We start from the raw sequence: 16,951 nt of genomic DNA on the forward strand, positions 1-16,951 counted from the left end.
TATTCCCAACAACCAATTTGTCATAAAGTAGAGTAGACGGTTGACCTGGGGAACAGTTCAAAAAAGTAATTATTTTAGATGGTACATTGGAAGTGTTCCAAAACGAACGCATTGGCGCGATTTCTTTTCTTTTGTGAATAAATTAACTCAATGAAGGATGCCAACTATAACAACGCGCGGTTAAAGTTGGTCACGTCAGAACCCATACATTAAGCTATTATTTAAATTTGCGACCATTCATCATGCGTTAGCGGTCTTTCTATCGGATAACTATAAGTATTATTGAATGCTAGAGGAGGATTTTCATGAAAAACGTCATGAAAAAGTATTTGCCAAAAAGTAGTCTGATTCTTGGAATCGGCTCATTACTATATTTCTTTTTATATCCACAAGATGCACATGCGATGCATATTATGGAAGGGATGCTCCCACCTAAATGGTGTATCTTCTGGTTTGCCGTCAGCGCACCATTCTTTATCTATGGGATTATCCGGATGAAGAAAATTGTGGTGTCATCACAACAAAATGCGCGAATCATGCTGGCGTTGTGTGGCGCGTTTGTTTTCGTGCTGTCCTCACTTAAGATGCCGTCAGTCACTGGTTCTTGTTCTCACCCCACTGGTGTCGGCTTAGGGACCGTTATGTTTGGTCCTGGAGTGATGTCTGTTCTGGGTGTCATCGTCCTGTTGTTCCAAGCTTTACTCTTGGCCCATGGCGGCTTGACCACACTTGGCGCAAACTGTTTTTCAATGACCATTGTTGGCCCATTCGTTGGTTTCGGCGTTTACAAACTTTGTCGGGCATTTAAAGTTAACCGCAGTGTGTCACTGTTTCTCTGTGCCGTCCTTGCTGACTGGTCGACTTATGTGACCACATCATTTCAACTGGCCGTTGTCTTCCCAGATCCGAACACGGGCGTTGGCGGGGCCATCATCAAATTCCTCGGCATCTACGCTGTGACGCAGATCCCGTTGGCCATTGCTGAAGGGTTGCTCACCGTTATCGTTTACAACCTGGTTATCAGTAACAACCTTTGGAAGGAGACTGCATTATCATGAACAATTCAAACTTACAAACACATCAGAAACCAAAACCAAAGTGGAAGTCAAAGACGGTTCAAAACGTTGTTCTCCTGCTGCTCGTGATTGCTTTAGTGCTGTTACCCTTCTTTGTTGCCAAAAACGGCAGTTTCTCTGGTAGTGATGATCAAGGCACCGCCCAAATTTTGAAGAATGATCCGCACTATAAAGTCTGGGCGCACCCGCTTTGGACACCGCCTTCGGGAGAAATTGAAAGTCTGTTGTTTACGGTTCAAGGCAGCCTTGGAACTGGGATCATTGCCTATGCCATCGGTAACGCTCATGGTAAGAAAAAAGAACGTGAACGGCAAGCCAACGCCGGTTCAGATGCTCAAGAATCTGCGGGCACATCTCAAGAATAAAAAGTCTGGTGTAGAAAATGTTATCAATTGATAAATACGCGTATTCGAATCGATTTGTTGGCTGGTCACCAAACATGAAGGGGCTGTTGTGGCTTCTTGGCATGGTGGTTGCGTTTCAACCGTTTCAACCGCTCAAAGGCGTTGCCATCATTTTCGTGGCTGCCGCAACGATGTATGCCACGCATATGTCCTTTAAAAAGTATATGATCTGGTTTTACGCGATTCTGCCATTTCTGTTGTTAAGTATCATTGGCATCATTTTTACAATGGGTAACACGAAGGCTGGCATTTACTACCCGGTGCCCCTGTTTGGCCATTACTTCGGCATCTCGATAGCAATGCTGCCAAAGGGCTTGCGGTTAGGTCTTCAGGTACTAACGGCGGTTGTCTGCACTTACTGGTTTGCGCTGACCACGCCATTTCAACAAATTATCAAACTGCTTAAAGCAGTGCATTTACCGAAGCTGATGATTGAAGAAACGATGCTGATGTACCGGTTTATCTTTATCTTCATCGACGCTTTTGAACAAATATACCGAGCACAAAAATTACGCCTTGGGTATCGTAATTTTCGGTTAGCCATGCGTTCAAGTGCCATTCTCGCAAAAATGTTATTTGAGCAGGTCTTTGTCAACTATGAACAAATGGTTCACGCACTGGACGCGAAACTGTACGACGGTGAATTTAAATAGGAGGGGGGATAACATAATGATTGAGCTGCAACACATCGATTTTGAATATGAAGAAAAAAAGCCGATCTTAAAGGATATCTCCCTGCAGCTTGGTGCTAATGGCGCTAACGTTATTGGGTTTATCGGTCCGAATGGGACTGGGAAATCAACACTGTTTCTAAACTTAGTCGGGATGCTCAAGCCGACCGGCGGTAAAATTCTGGTAGACGGGCAACCCATCAAATACAACAAAAAAGGATTGAATAAACTGCGTCAAAAGATTGGAATTGTGTTTCAAAACTCTGATCAGCAAATTTTCTACTCCATCGTGAAGGACGACGTTGCGTTTGCCTTGCATAATCTGGATATCCCGGAAGATGAGATCACTAAGCGCGTTGACCGGGTCTTAGAAGAACTGGATATTTCCCACCTCAAAGAAAAGCCGATCCAGTATCTTAGCGGCGGCCAGAAAAAACGGGTGGCCATTGCTGGCATCCTAGTTCTGCAATCAGAATGGCTGTTACTTGATGAACCGACAGCGGGTTTGGATCCTGATGGTAAAAAGCGTATGGTCGATTTGATCAAGCACCTGATTGCTAACGGGCAGAAAATTATTTTATCGAGTCATGATATGGACTTTATGTATGACGTTTGCGATTACTTCTACATTTTAAAACAGGGTCAAATTGTGAAATCCGGCGAAAAGGAAGCGGTTTTCTTGGATGAACAGCTGTTACTAGACAGCAAGCTTGACCAACCATGGTTAGTCAAGCTGCACCAAGAGCTGCACTTACCGCTGTATCCCAACAAAGAAGCGCTATTTGCAGATAGGGGTCTGGCACAGCAGTTAATGTTGGCACAATTGGACACCAATAGTGAAGTAGGATAAAAAACGCATGTGTGACAATAGGTCACCATGCGTTTTTTAGTTTAAAATCTAACAGTTTGCAACACGAGTTGAACCGCTAAAATGCCTAGGGTCAGGTAAACAATCATGTGCTGCATATGCACGTAGCGGTTGTATTCCTTATGACGTTTATCATCCGATTTGTGTGCGAAGTCTTCAGCCATCAGTGCTTCGGCCTGCAGGAGGTCGGTGTGCATTAGGTACATGGACAGCAGTGCAAACAAATACTCTCGCTCATCACCGTCTGACAACCGATTGGCTTCATCGTGGACGACTTCCAGCTGGTCCGTGGTGAGTGGTTCAGCTGGCATCTCCGACTTGAGATATTCTGGGATGTGGGCGAGTTTTTGATACTCCTGCCAGAGATTGTGGACGATGGAATTGAAAAATTTTCTTGGCAGCCAAATGCGATTGCTGGTAATCAGCCGACTGGTGAGCCAAGCTAATGACCCAAACAGCAAGATGAACGCCACCATGCCAAGGATATCCGTCATGTCAGAAGTACCGACCATCGTGATGTGGACGATTGAGGGCAAACAGGCGACGAGGATTGGGATGATGTACATACGCATCAGGGCAATAGCGGTTTGCGAGCGCCCTTCTCGTGACTGCAAGGAGGTTCTAATGGCACTGAGATACTGGGTCATCATGGTGAACTGACCCTCGTAATCTTCGTAGGAGACGATTTGTTTGGCGAATATTCGAACAAAGTAGAATGCCACGATGGCATTGACCGCTAGCATAATGATATTAAATTGAAATTGACTCATTGGCGCCTCCTGAACGTGTTTTTGACTTTAGTGCTATGTTCGTTTCGGTAGATTTTTAGGGTAACTTTGGTTGACACCTTCTTGCTCGTCACGATGGGTAAATTAATAGTAAAATGGCGTAACGGCGCGATGCTTAGTCGCTATTTTTTGACGTTACGTCAACACCCCAAGCGCGGTCATTTGCGTGCTGATCCGCTGACCCCATTCGTCATGGTTATGGTGGGCGAGTTCGTTGACGATGAAATCTGGCTGGATGCAGTCGACTACGCGTTGGATGGCGGCGTCATCGAACGGCAGGTGCATGTCGACCTTACCTATTAGGCCGTAGACCTGCGCAAACTGGTCCAAGTAGGAAGCATCCTTGTTCAACGGCAGATTTTTGTTGACCTCGTCGAAAAAAATCCGCCGAGTTTGAACGCTGCAGTTGATGTGCATGCCTTTAATATGAGGGAGAATTGCCCTGTTGTTGTCCAGCACGTCCAAAATGTAGTTGCAGGCTTCTGCCTGGCTTTTTAGCTTGAGATTCGTATTAGTTAAGTGACCTGTATCAAGGACGATGCCGATGTTCGGTATTTTAACCTGATCCAACAAAGCCGTCGGAAAATCGGTATCAAGTAAGCTCATACCGCCGATTGTGAGATTTTCAAACAAAAAATCATAATCCATGAAGGCACCGAAACGCTCATACAGGGTATTCACAAAATCAACCGTTTCATCTAAAAGTCGTAGCTGCTTGGCAGCATCGATCTTCAACGGGTCGAAGTTATATAGATCCTTCAGCGTCGTGTCTCCCACGTGGTACACGACGTATTCTACGCCCAATTCGTGCGCTTTTTTCAGTTGCTGACCATAGATGTCAATCAGCGCTTCCTTGTCCTTAGCTTGGTAAAATTGCGTCCAAGCGTCCTTAGAACCAAACTCGGTCGTCAATGCGGTACGGTCGTTTTCCCATAAGGGCATCCAGGTCGGATAAAAGCTCAGGTGCAGACCATGAACCATATCCGGTTTGATTTTTGGCGACACATCAGCGCCCACCAAAATACCTTCGATTCCTTGGCAGCGATACTGGCCATAAAAATCCCGTAACGCCTGTTCACTGGCAAATTCATCGACTGATTGGCAGTTTAAGGGCATGTTGATTAGGTATTCCATCGGGGTGACTTCCTCTTTCTAATGGCTTTTCTTCCTGTTTAAATTATACCCTAAGCAACATTTTATTTAACCCCTTACATTCCTTTACTGACTTGCTTGCTCAACTATTAGCGACTATGCTACAATTTTAGTAGCGATTTGAAGAATGTTGTTAGTCGGGCAAGTAAAACCATTAACCGACCGATAAATTAAGGAGTTTATTTATGTTAAAAAAGCAACTGGTGTCTTTAGGTATCGTATCGTGGGCGCTATTTTCAATCATTAACCTGTTAATGTCTTCTGAATTTGTTAAACTTAAGAGTCAGATCAGCACAAGTGATATGATTAAATCACTGATCGTCTCTGGTGTGCTATACTTCATACCAATCATTATCGGTGCGCTTGGTCATAACGCCGGCTATTATGTGTTAGCGTTGGTGATCATTGTTTATTCCGTTGCCCTGGTCAACGTGATTTTAAGCATGATCAACGCCAGCGATGCCAATATGACGATCAAGGCTGTGATGATTTTTGCGAGTCTTGCAGCGCTGGTCTTTAACGGCTATTGGATGATACTAGCGTTTCGGTATCGGCACCGTCTGGATAAGATTCGTGACGAAAAAAAGTATCAAGATATCAAGAAATGGCAGGAACAACAAAAAAAATAATCGAGGTCTAATATGGAAATTGCAGTAGCAGACTTTATTGAAAAGGTAGAAACAGAACAGGTGACCGCACAACGGTTTGAAATTACCCGGGGGGCGTTGGAACAGCAAGGGAAGAAGGCTGTTTTAACACCGATCGTTGAATTTGTCTCAGAAACGGTGCAGAAGGGCGAGCTCGCGTCAGCAACCTTAGCCTTTACGGACGATGAGATTGAATTTCGTTTGGAGACCAGCATCATCAACCTCCCGTTGCGGTACGTCAACACCATTAAGAAGATGCTGTCAGATGAAGACGATATGGCGGTCAACGTATACAGTGTCATCGAATCACCAGACGTGAACGCGTCTTCACTGCGCATTGATAAGGTGGCTTCAGTTGAAGATTTCGAGACACACCAAGATGTCATGGCTGAATCTATCGGCGAGTGGTTGGATACGCAACTGGCTGCGATTAAAACCAATGAAGTACACCGGGCCGAAACGGATGCATTGAAGGCCAAGGAAGAAGCCGACGCTGAGAAAAAGCAGGCAAAAAAAACGACAGCCAAAAAGACGATCAAGAAGACCCCAAAGAAAACGGACAAGTAAGGTCTAGAACTTTAGCTTCACAAGGATGGTAAAACGTGTTATTGTAGTTACATGCGATGAGTCGAGAATAATCACGTCGTCAGTAATGGCGGTCTGCGCAAGCGGCTAGGTGATTTTCTGGCAGCGGGCACGTTTTTCCCACCGTATTGTGGGTGCCATAGTTCAAAGGAAATGTGGATTTCTGAGAACTCACTTAGCAATAAGTGGCTGCGTTTGATCCTCTCAACCAGTTTAGGCTGGCTGGGGGGATTTTTTGTTGGCGTGCACGTCATCGATAATCATTAAGTGCCAAACTTTACCGTTTATAGATTAACTAAATTTTTTTACAAAAAAAGGTTGACATGAACATTAAATGAGAGTTAAATTAGAACCAATCTCATATTAGGCAATGACGAGAAGAGTAAGTTGCGTGAACTTGTTAAGAGAGCTGTGCTTGGTGAAATGCAGCCTTGTTCAACGACTGAAGATGATCTCAGAGCCTGATTCGGGGTCCACGGGCTACCGAATCCGTCAGCAATCGTTACCTTGCAAAAGTCTCCTCATTTAGGTGAGGGTACTTTTCAAGGCTTGAATTGTGAGATTCAAGTAAATTTCAGGTGGTAACGCGAAACCTTCGTCCCGATACTTTAGGGGCGGAGGTTTTTTCTATTCTAGGAGGTCTTCGAATGACAAAAAAACAACATATTGAAACCATTCTTGCTCAGGCAGGAAACCGTTCAGACGATGAAAAAACCGGCGCTGTTTCTACGCCATTGTACTTCTCAACTGCATACCGTCACGCTGGGTTAGGTCAGTCAACGGGTTACGATTATTCTCGGGAAACGAATCCCACACGTGATCAGTTGCAACAAGCCCTAGCCAAGTTGGAAAACGGCGACACGGCTTTCGCGTTAAGTTCTGGGATGGCGGCCATTCAATTGGTCTTTACCCAGTTCAAGACTGGTGACGAAATTGTTGTTTCTGATGACCTTTATGGCGGCTCATTTCGGTTCTTCGACCTGTTGACCGATAATTACGGGTTGAAATTCGACCTCTGGGACGGCCAGGATTATGCGCGTTTGACCGAATTGACAAAACACGCCGAAACGAAGGGCATATGGCTGGAAACACCATCTAATCCAACCATGAAGATTATTGACATTCACCATACGGCTGAAATTGCCCACAAAAATGGCATGAAAGTTATCGTGGATAACACCTTCTACACGCCGTTGCTGCAACAACCATTGAACGAAGGGGCCGATATCGTGGTTCACAGTGCCACCAAGTATCTGAGCGGGCACAACGACATTTTAGCCGGTGCGGTTGTCTGTAAGAGCCAAGACGACGCCGACCTGATTGACCATAATTTAACAACCACAGGCGCCGTCTTGGATCCCTTCGATTGCTGGTTGTTACTCCGTAGTTTGAAGACTTTGCCGTTACGTTTAGCACAACATGAACGTAACGCCAAAGCCATCGTGGCTGATCTGGAAAAGAATTCAGCCGTTGAGAAAGTCCTTTATCCGGGTCATGGCGGTATGATCAGCTTTTACGTCCGCGATGAAAGTTGGGTCAATACCATTTTGCAGAATCTTGAAATCATTTCGTTTGCTGAAAGTTTGGGTGGGGTTGAAAGTCTCATGACTGTTCCTGCCATTCAAACACACAAGGATCTGTCCGTTGCTGAGCGGGAAGCCAAGGGCATCACTAGAAATCTGTTACGACTTTCCGTTGGTATCGAAAACAGTGACGATTTAATTGACGATTTGGATCACGCCATTTCAGTGGCAGCTAAAAACACGATCAAGACCACAAACTAGGGGGAATTTACATGAGTATTTCAGATTTTTCAGATGCAACTAAGGTTATCAAAACGACCACAAAACCAGATCCATCAACGGGTGCATTGAACCCGCCAATCCAATTGTCTTCAACCTTCGAACAAAAAGACTTAGACCACTTTGGCAAGTATGATTACACCCGAAGCGGCAACCCAACTCGGGACGTTGTGGAAGACAGCATCGCTGAACTCGAACATGGGACACGCGGATTTGCCTTCTCAACTGGGATGGCAGCCATCTCAACCGCCTTTTTGACCTTACATCAAGGCGACCACGTCATCGTAACCAGTGACGTTTATGGCGGGACTTTTCGTTTGGTGACTGAATTACTGCCCAACTACGGCATCGAATATGATTTCGTTGACTGTAATGATCCAGAGGCCCTGGAGGCGGCGTTCAAGTCAAACACCAAGTTGGTTTACATCGAAACACCCGCAAACCCAACCTTAAAGGTGACGGATATCAGACAAGTGGTCAAAATTGCCCACAGTCATGATGCATTAGTATTTGCTGATAACACGGTTATGACCCCGATTTTCCAGAAACCATTGGATCTGGGTGTCGATTTAGTCTTACACAGCGGGACAAAGTTCTTGGCCGGCCACTCCGACATTTTAGCTGGTCTGATCGTCACAAAGTCTAAGGAATTAGGCGATGCCATCTACTTTATTCAAAACGCAATGGGTGCCACCCTTGGTGTTAGTGATTGCTGGTTGTTGCTGCGAGGAATTAAAACGTTAGGCATTCGGGTCAAAGCCGAAGCTAACAATGCGTTGGAACTCGCAAAATGGTTTGAAGAACAACCAATTGTTGAAAAGGTCAACTATCCTGGCCTGGAAGATTTCGAAGGCCACGATGTGCAACTCAGTCAGGCAACCTCCGGCGGTGCGGTATTATCGTTTGATATTGGTACTGAAGACAATGTCCGAAAATTAGTCAAAGAACTCAAAATTCCAGTATTTTCAGTTTCCCTGGGGGCAGTGGAATCCATTATTTCGTATCCACCAAAGATGTCACACGCAGAACTGACCGCTGACGAACGCCACGCGTGCGGTATCGGCGATGGGTTATTACGATTATCCGTAGGCGTTGAAGATGTCGATGATCTGAAGGCCGATTTTGCGCAGGCTTTCGCAAAAATCGCAGCAAGTCAAAAGGCTGACGTCCCAGTTGGCCGATAGGGTTGGGGAACCTTATAAGGCTTGATTCGAATTCCTATCACTTTGGTTTCAAATGAATAAAGTCAAGAAAAGTTCTCATCGAAAAGGTGGGGGCTTTTTTTAGAGTGCAGAACCAGGGGCGGTTAAGGAGTTGCACCGTGTTGCACGTTTAGGCTCGAGGACAGAAAAATGGGAAATCAATCGGGTCTTTGGCAAAAATAGCAGAAATTGTACCTGAAAAAAACAGTTCTGGGTTTAAGATCGAAGTCTCTCAGGCACCATGCTTCACACTCTTTCCTTGACTTACACCCACCTCTAAGTGCTTTACTAGTAACTGTACAATAACAACGGGTACAGGTACCCGCTCACAGGAGGTTCACAATGAAGGATTTTAGTTTTAAGAACGCGACCGACATTCGGTTTGGTAAGAATCATATTGACAATGAGTTACATGACGCTGTTTCACAATATGGGGACAACGTACTGTTTATTTATGGGGGTCACTCCATTCAAAAATCCGGTTTGTATGACCGGGTTAAAGAATTACTGAAGGATCTCAATATTGTTGAGCTTGGCGGGGTTGAACCTAATCCAAAGATCAGTTCCGTTCGCGACGGGCAGAAATTGGCACAGGACAATAATGTTGACGTGATTTTGGCCGTTGGTGGTGGTTCGGTCATTGATGCAGCCAAAGTCATTTCATCTGCTAAGTTCTATAACGGCGATGCTTGGGATTTGGTCGTTAACGCAAACGGTGCTGACAGCTACAAGCTGAGTCAGTTACCAATCGTCGACATTCTTACTTTGTCAGCCACTGGGACTGAAATGAACCATAATGCGGTCATCTCGAACCCTGAAATCAACCAAAAAATCGGAACTCGGGTGCCTGAGACACCAGCCGTTTCGTTTTTGGATCCAGAGTTAACGGAGACCGTTCCTGCTCGTCAGACTGCTGCTGGCTCCATCGACATCATGAGTCATTTAACGGAACAGTATTTTGACCGTGATGACAGTAACGACGTTTCAAAGGGTATGATCGAAGGTTTGATGCAAACGGTTATTAAGTGGGCACCAATTGCCATTAAAGACCCTAAAAACTACGATGCTCGTGCCAACCTCATGTGGTCATCGACCATGGCATTAAACGGCATTGTGAGTGTTGCCAACGTGACGGGCTGGACTGTTCACCCATTAGAACACGAACTGTCCGCCTACTACGATATCACCCACGGTATTGGTCTTGGAATCCTCACTCCGCGTTGGATGAAAAAGGTCATTCAAGACGAAACAACTTTGCCATTGTTTGCCCGTTTAGCACGAAACGTTTGGCATTTGACTGGTGACGATGATCTGGTGTTGGCTAAGCAGGCCATTCAAAAAACGTACGAATGGAATGCTTCTTTAGGCGCCGAGATGACGCTGCCCGACGTCGGTATCAATGAGGAGACCAAGTTTGCAACGATGGCAGACGCTGGCGTTAAGGAAGGCCAGCTGGAAACTGCGGGCTATATTAAGTTGACACCTGATGATGTGGTCGCCATCTATAAAGATTCAATGACGCCGGAAACGTTTTAGACACAACAAATCCCGTGACTGAATTGACCACAAACGTTGAGATCGTTCACCCAACTGCTGCTATGCTGAGCGACTCTTTGACGGCTTAATAGCTCATCATGATTAATCTTGTTTAAACAGAATCAGATAGTAAAGGCCAAGTATTCAAACCGAATGCTTGGCCTTTTTTCGACAATTCTTGTTTTTTTGTACATCTAAAAGAGAGCGCTGCCATTTTGTTTGCTCAACCCATGCTCAATATGCTACATTTAACATAATAAGGGCAAACTACACACAGGGGGGAATCGCTATGAAAGGGAAGCTTATCGTTGGGGTGCTGGCGCTGCTTGTTGGGGGTGTCGCGCTGGGAGCTGGCCAGCCGCAGGTTAACGCGGCGACCACTTATAAAGTTGTGAAGACAAAGACGTATAATGACGTGCCGTTTCACGCGAAGGACGTTAAAAAGACGGCCTACATGTGGAATACTGCGCACACAAAGAAATTGCATAATCTAAAAAATTATCCGAAAACAACCTGGTACCTGTCGAAAAGTATTAAGTTACAGGCCGGTAAAAAGTCGGGTATTTACTATCAAGTCATCAACAATACCGGGAAGGTCAGCGGCATCGTTTGGCGCAGCTATTTAACCAAGGGAAATAATCCAAGCGATAAGCTGGCGAAGAACGCTGAAGTATTGTCATACGGTGGCGGTTTAGCGGGCATTAAATCAGCTCGTGAGGCGGCCACACTGCAGGTCGATATTTTGGCGTTGTTCCCTGGAACTTTGCTGAACACATCATTATCGACGGATGCGCGAACGGACCTCAACGCGGGCATTAATTCTGCGGCCAAATACTCAAAAACGGATACAAATAAAAAAGCGGTCGGAATTTTCTCGCCGTTTAACTGGACGACCGTCAGCAGCAAAACATCCTACACCGCGCAAGTGACTGCCGAACTGGTAAAACAGGGCTACACGACGACTAAACGTGCAGGGTACAAAGGCTGGCAAATCGGAATCTATGCCACACCGCACGGGTATGACAGTTCAACGTACAAGACCTGGACCTCAGGGTATGGGTCATGGGGCATTTACTTAGTGCCGACTAGCGATTTATTGACAAAATAAAGAGTGGGACAAAAGCCGATTTCACCACTCAATAAAAGCGCTCCTAGCTGATAATCCCAACTTGGATTTTTAGCTAGGAGCGCTTCTGCGGTTTATGCGTAGGGACTTGTTACAGGTTTAAGCCAGATAATCTGGACGCGCCAAATTTGTAATGATACTTGTCCGTAGGCGTATTTTACCCAGCCTTTACATGTGGGTAAAATTCGGCATCTCATCAATCAGAAAACTGGTTTCAAAATCACCTTCATGTTGCAGATACTGTTTGCCGAAGTTATCGATCAAACCGTGAAAATCTTGCGCCATTTCAAACGTAAATATGCTCGGCAGAGAAATTTGTTGTTTCAAATGCGGATAACTGTCAGTGTGCTCGTAGCCCAAGTGGGTAAACAGTCGGCGCGCGTACGTGTCAGCAATGAAATCGGGTTGGTCGAAAATGTAAACGAGATAGTCGTCGGCGGTTTCATTGCCAACGCCGGGCAGCTTTAGCAGTTGCGGTCGCAGGGTGGCGCGGTTGTCCAGCCAAATTTGGTGATAGTTCCAATTACGGTCTTCAAACCACTGAAAAACGTTGTGAATCGCTTTAGATTTATTTTTGAAGAAGCCGCTGGGTCTAATGAGGTCGATCAGATCGTCTTGGGAGAGCGCAAGCAGTTTTTGCGCGTCCATCTGGGTGGCGTTCTTAAGATTGACAAGCGATTTATCAGCGTTTCGCCAATATGTGTTCTGTACCAAAATCGCACCAACGATGATGTCACGTTTGGTGTCGGAGGGCCACCAGCCGGATGGTCCCATGTGGGCACTCATAATTTGGTAAAGTTTGGTTAGATCAACGGTCGGCATGTTGGTGTTCCTTTCGATATTGTCTGGGTGTGGCGTGAAATTTTGTTTTAAAGGTGGTCGTGAAGTAGGGCACGTTCGGCAGCCCAGCATCGGCAGCAATCCAGTTGACGGACTGTGATGTTGATGCCAGCAATCTGGCTGCTTCAGTTAACCGCAGTTCGGTTAATTTTTGTTGGGGCGTGATGCCGGTCACCTGTTTGTAGGTGTGGCGTAAATAGGAGGTCGAACCGTGTACATATGCGGCTAAAGTTGTCATGCTGAGCGGTTCTTTGAAATGTGCGCTCAAAACTTGGTCGATCTCTGTTACCCAGAGCTGGTTATTTACGGGGTGACCAGTCGGTGCACACCGTTTACAAGGTCGAAAGCCCGCAGCAATGGCCTCTTGCGGACTCGTAAAAATTTGGATGTGGTCTTTTTTAGGCAGTCGCGATGCGCACGAAGGGCGACAGAAAATATGCGTCGTTGTGACGCCGTACCAGAAAACATCGTCAAATTGACGGTCGTTTTGTTGAATTGCTTGCCAGCGACGGGCGGTTAATCGATGTTCAGTCATGGATGACATCCCTCCTCTTTAATAATTCTAATCATAACGCAAAATGGGTGAACATAGGGTGATAGGAGATTAGAAAACCAGATAGTGAAACTTTTTCTATCCAATATTTGCTACACTTGTTCGTGGAGGTGAGGTTATGACAACCTATTATCAAACACAGCTCCCAGTAAACGGGCAGTTGACCTGGTTAGCTGGGACAGCAACCGAACTTGTTTTTGTGGGAACACCTGGAAATATCGCTGACACACCGGTCAGCTTTTTGCCTAAGATCACGTTCGTTGAGGGCGTGCCACCAATTTTAACTGAGACAGCCGCGGCGCTCACAGCTTATTTTAACGGGCAAACAAAAAAGCTTCGCTGTCCCGTAACCTTCGTTACTGGGACTGTCCTGCAGCGACAAGTCTGGCAATATCTGTTAACCAGCGTTCAATACGGGACACGGTTGACCTACAGCCAACTCGCCGAAAAAATCGGCAAACCCAAGGCAATCCGTGCAGTTGCCACAGCAGTCGCGAAGAATCCGCTGCTGTTTGTGCTGCCCTGTCACCGTGTTGTGCGTAAAGACGGCAGCGTGGGAGAGTATCGCGGTGGAATCGCCCTTAAACAACACTTACTAAACATAGAACAGCAAAACAGCTAGAAACGCCACGAAACCGGCCTATCCTATTGCTTTTCTGGTACAATAGAACTAAGGGAAGGGAAGGATCGTCATGGTTACAATTCGAGACATTGCCAAGCGTGCTGGCGTATCGGTATCGACCGCGTCACGAGCGTTAAACAATCATCCGAAAATCAGTCAAAAGACCCGCGATAAAATCCAGGCACTGGCTGACGAAATGGGTTACATGCCAAACTACAATGCAAAAAACCTGACCAATGGCGTTTCTAACGCGATTGGGGTGGTGTTTCCACCTGGTGAACTGAGTCCGGCATCCAACCCGTTTTACGTGGATATATTAATGGGCATCAATGAAGAACTGCGGGCGCGCAACGGCGTGCTGTCCGTAGCAATCGCCAATACCATGGCAGAGTTGACTGCCAACGTTGAATCACTGATCAGTCAGGGGCTGATCCGCTATTTCGTGTTGCTGTATTCCAAGAGCAACGATCCTGTGATCAAGTTGCTGCGGGCACAAAAAGTCAACTACGTGGTCATTGGGGATCCAAACGCTGACGATGAGTGTTACGTGAACAATGATAATCAATTGGCAGGCCAAAAAGCCGGCGAGTATTTGATTCATAAATTTGAAACCAAACGCACGCTTTTTGTGGAGTCAGATCCGGAACAGGGATTTGAACGCAAACGGCGGATGGGTTTTCAAAAAGCGATGGCGGCTGCTGAGGTACCAACCGAAGTGTTGAAACTGCCTAAACAAAGTGAATTCAGATTAGACCAAGCAGTGGCCCAGTTCTTAACGACCCGGTCGACCATTGAAGGCATCGTCACAACTGATGATGCGCTTGGGTTGATGATCTATCAGCTTTTATGGCGACAATTGAACCGCGATGTACCGTTGATCAGTTTTAACCGGAACCGGTCGAACAACTTTTTGATGGGAGAATCAGTCCGGTTTGTGGAATTGTATCCACAGAGTATGGGAGCAGCTGCGGTACGTGTCTTGTTTGACCCGCAGAAACGGTCGGAGATGATTCCGTTTACAATTGAACGGTAACCTAGTTCAATGTGCATAGCGGCAAGGCAACAGGTGGCCTTTTATAGCAAATCAGCTCTGAGTAAGGCGTTCGAAACAACCAACTTGTAACATGCAATTTTTGATCTAGGGCTGGTTGGCAACCGATTTATGAAACAAAAAAAGTTGAAAAAAAGTTATACGGCTATAATGCCCAACGTGGCGGGAAAAGAGTGACTTTCGTTTCCCGTCATTTTTAAAAAAATTAATGCAACCGGTTGCATTATTGTGCAAGCGGTTGCATAATATGGGTTGTAGAAAACGTTTGCAATTATTTTCGCTTAATCTTCGAGGAGGGATTCATATGGCACAATCAGCAACAGATGTCGCTGACGGGACGGCTAAGAAAACGACGTCCAAAAAAGATTTATTGCCATCATTGCCAACCAGCACGATTTTCCTGATTAATTTCGGGTTCCTAGGTGTGCAAATGGCGTTTCAACTTCAAAGCACTAACATGGGGCGGATCTTCCAAACCTTAGGTGCTGATCCTAACAATCTCGGGTTCTTCTTCATCCTGCCGCCACTGGCCGGGATGGTTGTTCAACCACTTGTTGGGTATTTCTCAGACCGGACTTGGATGCCTAAGTTGGGTCGTCGGATTCCGTACCTGTTGATTGGTGCGGTCGTTGCCATGATCGTCATGTTCTTACTGCCAAACGCTGGTAGTTTCGGTTTCGGTTATGGGTCGTTAGCAGCGCTGTGGTTTGGTGCCATTACCCTGTTATTCATGGATCTATCATCAAACGTTGCCATGCAGCCATTCAAGATGATGGTTGGTGACATGGTTAACGAAAAACAAAAAGGGTTCGCTTACTCCATCCAAAGTTTCGCTTCCAACGCCGGGGCTTTGTTAGCAAGTATCTTCCCATTTGCTTTGACTGCTTTAGGAATCGCCAACGTCGCTAAGAAGGGGACTGTTCCTAACTCAGTTATCTGGTCCTTCTACGCCGGCGCCATCATCCTGTTACTCTGCTGCCTGTTGACCGTCTTCCGTGTTAAAGAATATGATCCAGACACTTATGCAAAGTACCATGGTATTGCTGACAACAGCAACCACAAAGGCATTTTTGAAGCCTTGAAATCAGCACCTAAAGTCTTTTGGACGGTTTCAGTTGTTCAATTCTTCTGCTGGATGGGCTTCCAATACCTCTGGACTTACGCAACTGGCGCCATCGCTTCTAACGTTTGGCACACCGCCAACGCTTCATCAGCTGGCTACCAAGCTGCTGGTAACTGGTACGGGGTTATGTCAGCCGTTCAATCAATCGCTGCCGTTATCTGGGCACTGGTTCTTTCACGGGTCGGCAACAACCACCACAAGATTTTCTACTCAGCTAGTTTGATCATGGGTGGTATCGGCTTTGGGTCGATCTTCTTCATCCACGATAAGTACACACTGTTCATTTCATTTATCTTGATTGGCTGCGCATGGGCTGCTATGAACGCCTTCCCATTCACTTTCTTGACCAACGCCATCGAAGACTCAGAAAACATGGGGACTTACTTAGGCCTGTTCAACAGCAGTATCTGCTTGCCACAAATCGTTGCTTCAATCGCAAGTTTTGCCATCTTCCCACTGTTAGGCTCACACATGCCTACGATGCTCTTACTCTCAGGAATCTTCCTGATTATCGGTGCCGTCACAGTTGGTATCGTTAAAGAAGTTTGGGCGCGCAAGTCAGATGCACAAGAGGAACCTGCTGATACTGAAAACTAGTCTTGGTGCATTAACCATGTTTGACTGCCGGTCAGCCTGGGACAGTGAACCTTTAAATGGTATCAGACCACAATGACACGCTGCCCTGAGCCGGCAGACAACATTGGGTCGCCAGAAGTTAATTTTCTTACGGTTTCACAACCAGTGAAGCGTGCCATTTAGCTAGTTTTATATGGTGGCAGCGTGGCCGCAAAACACGTTGCCAAAGCCAGTAAACAACCAAGTATTTTTTCAAATAAGTAAACACCCCCACAACAGCCGTGTTGAACCGATACAAACAAATGAAGACGCTTAATCACCCCATTCAT

The 16,951-nt window shown here is 46.0% G+C and carries 17 protein-coding genes; 13 read left to right on the plus strand and 4 right to left on the minus strand.

Going from position 1 to position 16,951, the window contains the following annotated elements:
- Positions 1-305 precede the first annotated feature (305 nt).
- Genes FC82_RS01230 through FC82_RS01245 form a run of 4 tightly spaced genes read left to right on the plus strand, consistent with a single transcriptional unit; the run spans position 306 to position 3,001 of the window.
- Positions 306-1,058, plus strand: coding sequence for an energy-coupling factor ABC transporter permease (locus tag FC82_RS01230; RefSeq protein ID WP_054759191.1), 753 nt, complete (start codon positions 306-308; stop codon positions 1,056-1,058).
- Positions 1,055-1,441 (plus strand): energy-coupling factor ABC transporter substrate-binding protein, encoded by a 387-nt coding sequence (locus FC82_RS01235; RefSeq protein WP_056995985.1) that lies wholly within the window; start codon positions 1,055-1,057, stop codon positions 1,439-1,441. The genes FC82_RS01230 and FC82_RS01235 overlap by 4 nt, the downstream gene beginning before the upstream one ends.
- Before the next feature lie 17 nt (positions 1,442-1,458).
- Positions 1,459-2,133, plus strand: coding sequence for a cobalt ECF transporter T component CbiQ (gene cbiQ, locus FC82_RS01240; RefSeq protein WP_054759187.1), 675 nt, complete (start codon positions 1,459-1,461; stop codon positions 2,131-2,133).
- 16 nt (positions 2,134-2,149) lie between these two features.
- Positions 2,150-3,001: an energy-coupling factor ABC transporter ATP-binding protein gene (locus FC82_RS01245; RefSeq protein ID WP_056995986.1), complete on the plus strand. Its 852-nt coding sequence runs from the start codon at positions 2,150-2,152 to the stop codon at positions 2,999-3,001.
- 41 nt (positions 3,002-3,042) lie between these two features.
- Here FC82_RS01245 and FC82_RS01250 read toward each other — a convergent pair whose 3' ends face one another.
- Complete coding sequence (locus FC82_RS01250; protein ID WP_056995987.1) at positions 3,043-3,789, minus strand: hypothetical protein; 747 nt, start codon at positions 3,787-3,789, stop codon at positions 3,043-3,045.
- Positions 3,790-3,942: 153 nt separating this feature from the next.
- Positions 3,943-4,941 carry an apurinic/apyrimidinic endonuclease family protein gene (locus tag FC82_RS01255; protein WP_056995988.1) on the minus strand — a complete coding sequence of 333 codons (999 nt, stop codon included), beginning with the start codon at positions 4,939-4,941 and terminating at the stop codon, positions 3,943-3,945.
- 203 nt (positions 4,942-5,144) lie between these two features.
- Here FC82_RS01255 and FC82_RS01260 point away from each other — a divergent pair, with 203 nt between their 5' ends.
- The 6 genes from FC82_RS01260 (at position 5,145) to FC82_RS01285 (ending at position 11,839) form a co-directional block, all read left to right on the plus strand.
- Entirely contained in the window at positions 5,145-5,588 is a 444-nt protein-coding gene (locus FC82_RS01260; protein ID WP_056995989.1) for a hypothetical protein, read from the plus strand.
- A gap of 12 nt (positions 5,589-5,600) precedes the next feature.
- Entirely contained in the window at positions 5,601-6,173 is a 573-nt protein-coding gene (locus tag FC82_RS01265) for a hypothetical protein (RefSeq protein WP_054759175.1), read from the plus strand.
- A 665-nt stretch (positions 6,174-6,838) separates the two neighbouring features.
- A complete protein-coding gene (locus tag FC82_RS01270; RefSeq protein WP_056995990.1) occupies positions 6,839-7,975 on the plus strand; it encodes an aminotransferase class I/II-fold pyridoxal phosphate-dependent enzyme in 1,137 nt (378 codons plus the stop codon).
- 11 nt (positions 7,976-7,986) lie between these two features.
- Positions 7,987-9,177, plus strand: a complete 1,191-nt coding sequence (locus FC82_RS01275; RefSeq protein ID WP_054759172.1) for an aminotransferase class I/II-fold pyridoxal phosphate-dependent enzyme — start codon at positions 7,987-7,989, stop codon at positions 9,175-9,177.
- A gap of 360 nt (positions 9,178-9,537) precedes the next feature.
- Positions 9,538-10,731 (plus strand): iron-containing alcohol dehydrogenase, encoded by a 1,194-nt coding sequence (locus tag FC82_RS01280; RefSeq protein ID WP_056995991.1) that lies wholly within the window; start codon positions 9,538-9,540, stop codon positions 10,729-10,731.
- A 289-nt stretch (positions 10,732-11,020) separates the two neighbouring features.
- Positions 11,021-11,839: a hypothetical protein gene (locus tag FC82_RS01285; RefSeq protein WP_056995992.1), complete on the plus strand. Its 819-nt coding sequence runs from the start codon at positions 11,021-11,023 to the stop codon at positions 11,837-11,839.
- 186 nt (positions 11,840-12,025) lie between these two features.
- Here the strand turns inward: FC82_RS01285 and FC82_RS01290 are convergent, their stop codons facing one another.
- Together FC82_RS01290 and FC82_RS01295 are read right to left on the minus strand one after the other, a co-directional pair.
- Positions 12,026-12,679: an endonuclease III domain-containing protein gene (locus FC82_RS01290; protein WP_054759166.1), complete on the minus strand. Its 654-nt coding sequence runs from the start codon at positions 12,677-12,679 to the stop codon at positions 12,026-12,028.
- On the minus strand, positions 12,666-13,232 hold the full coding sequence (locus FC82_RS01295) for a bifunctional transcriptional activator/DNA repair enzyme AdaA (RefSeq protein ID WP_056995993.1): 567 nt from the start codon (positions 13,230-13,232) through the stop codon (positions 12,666-12,668). The genes FC82_RS01290 and FC82_RS01295 overlap by 14 nt, the downstream gene beginning before the upstream one ends.
- A gap of 136 nt (positions 13,233-13,368) precedes the next feature.
- Between FC82_RS01295 and FC82_RS01300 the strand changes: the two genes are divergently transcribed.
- The 3 genes from FC82_RS01300 to FC82_RS01310 all read left to right on the plus strand — a co-directional run bounded on the left by FC82_RS01300 (position 13,369) and on the right by FC82_RS01310 (position 16,643).
- The gene (locus FC82_RS01300; protein WP_054759160.1) at positions 13,369-13,872 is read left to right on the plus strand and encodes a methylated-DNA--[protein]-cysteine S-methyltransferase; all 504 of its coding nucleotides are present in this window, start codon (positions 13,369-13,371) and stop codon (positions 13,870-13,872) included.
- Between the two features lie 70 nt (positions 13,873-13,942).
- Entirely contained in the window at positions 13,943-14,905 is a 963-nt protein-coding gene (locus tag FC82_RS01305) for a LacI family DNA-binding transcriptional regulator (RefSeq protein ID WP_054759158.1), read from the plus strand.
- Between the two features lie 322 nt (positions 14,906-15,227).
- On the plus strand, positions 15,228-16,643 hold the full coding sequence (locus FC82_RS01310; protein WP_054759156.1) for an SLC45 family MFS transporter: 1,416 nt from the start codon (positions 15,228-15,230) through the stop codon (positions 16,641-16,643).
- The last annotated feature ends 308 nt before the right edge of the window (positions 16,644-16,951 follow it).

This window comes from Secundilactobacillus collinoides DSM 20515 = JCM 1123 (genome assembly GCF_001435975.1).
Classification (GTDB): Bacteria; Bacillota; Bacilli; order Lactobacillales; family Lactobacillaceae; genus Secundilactobacillus; species Secundilactobacillus collinoides.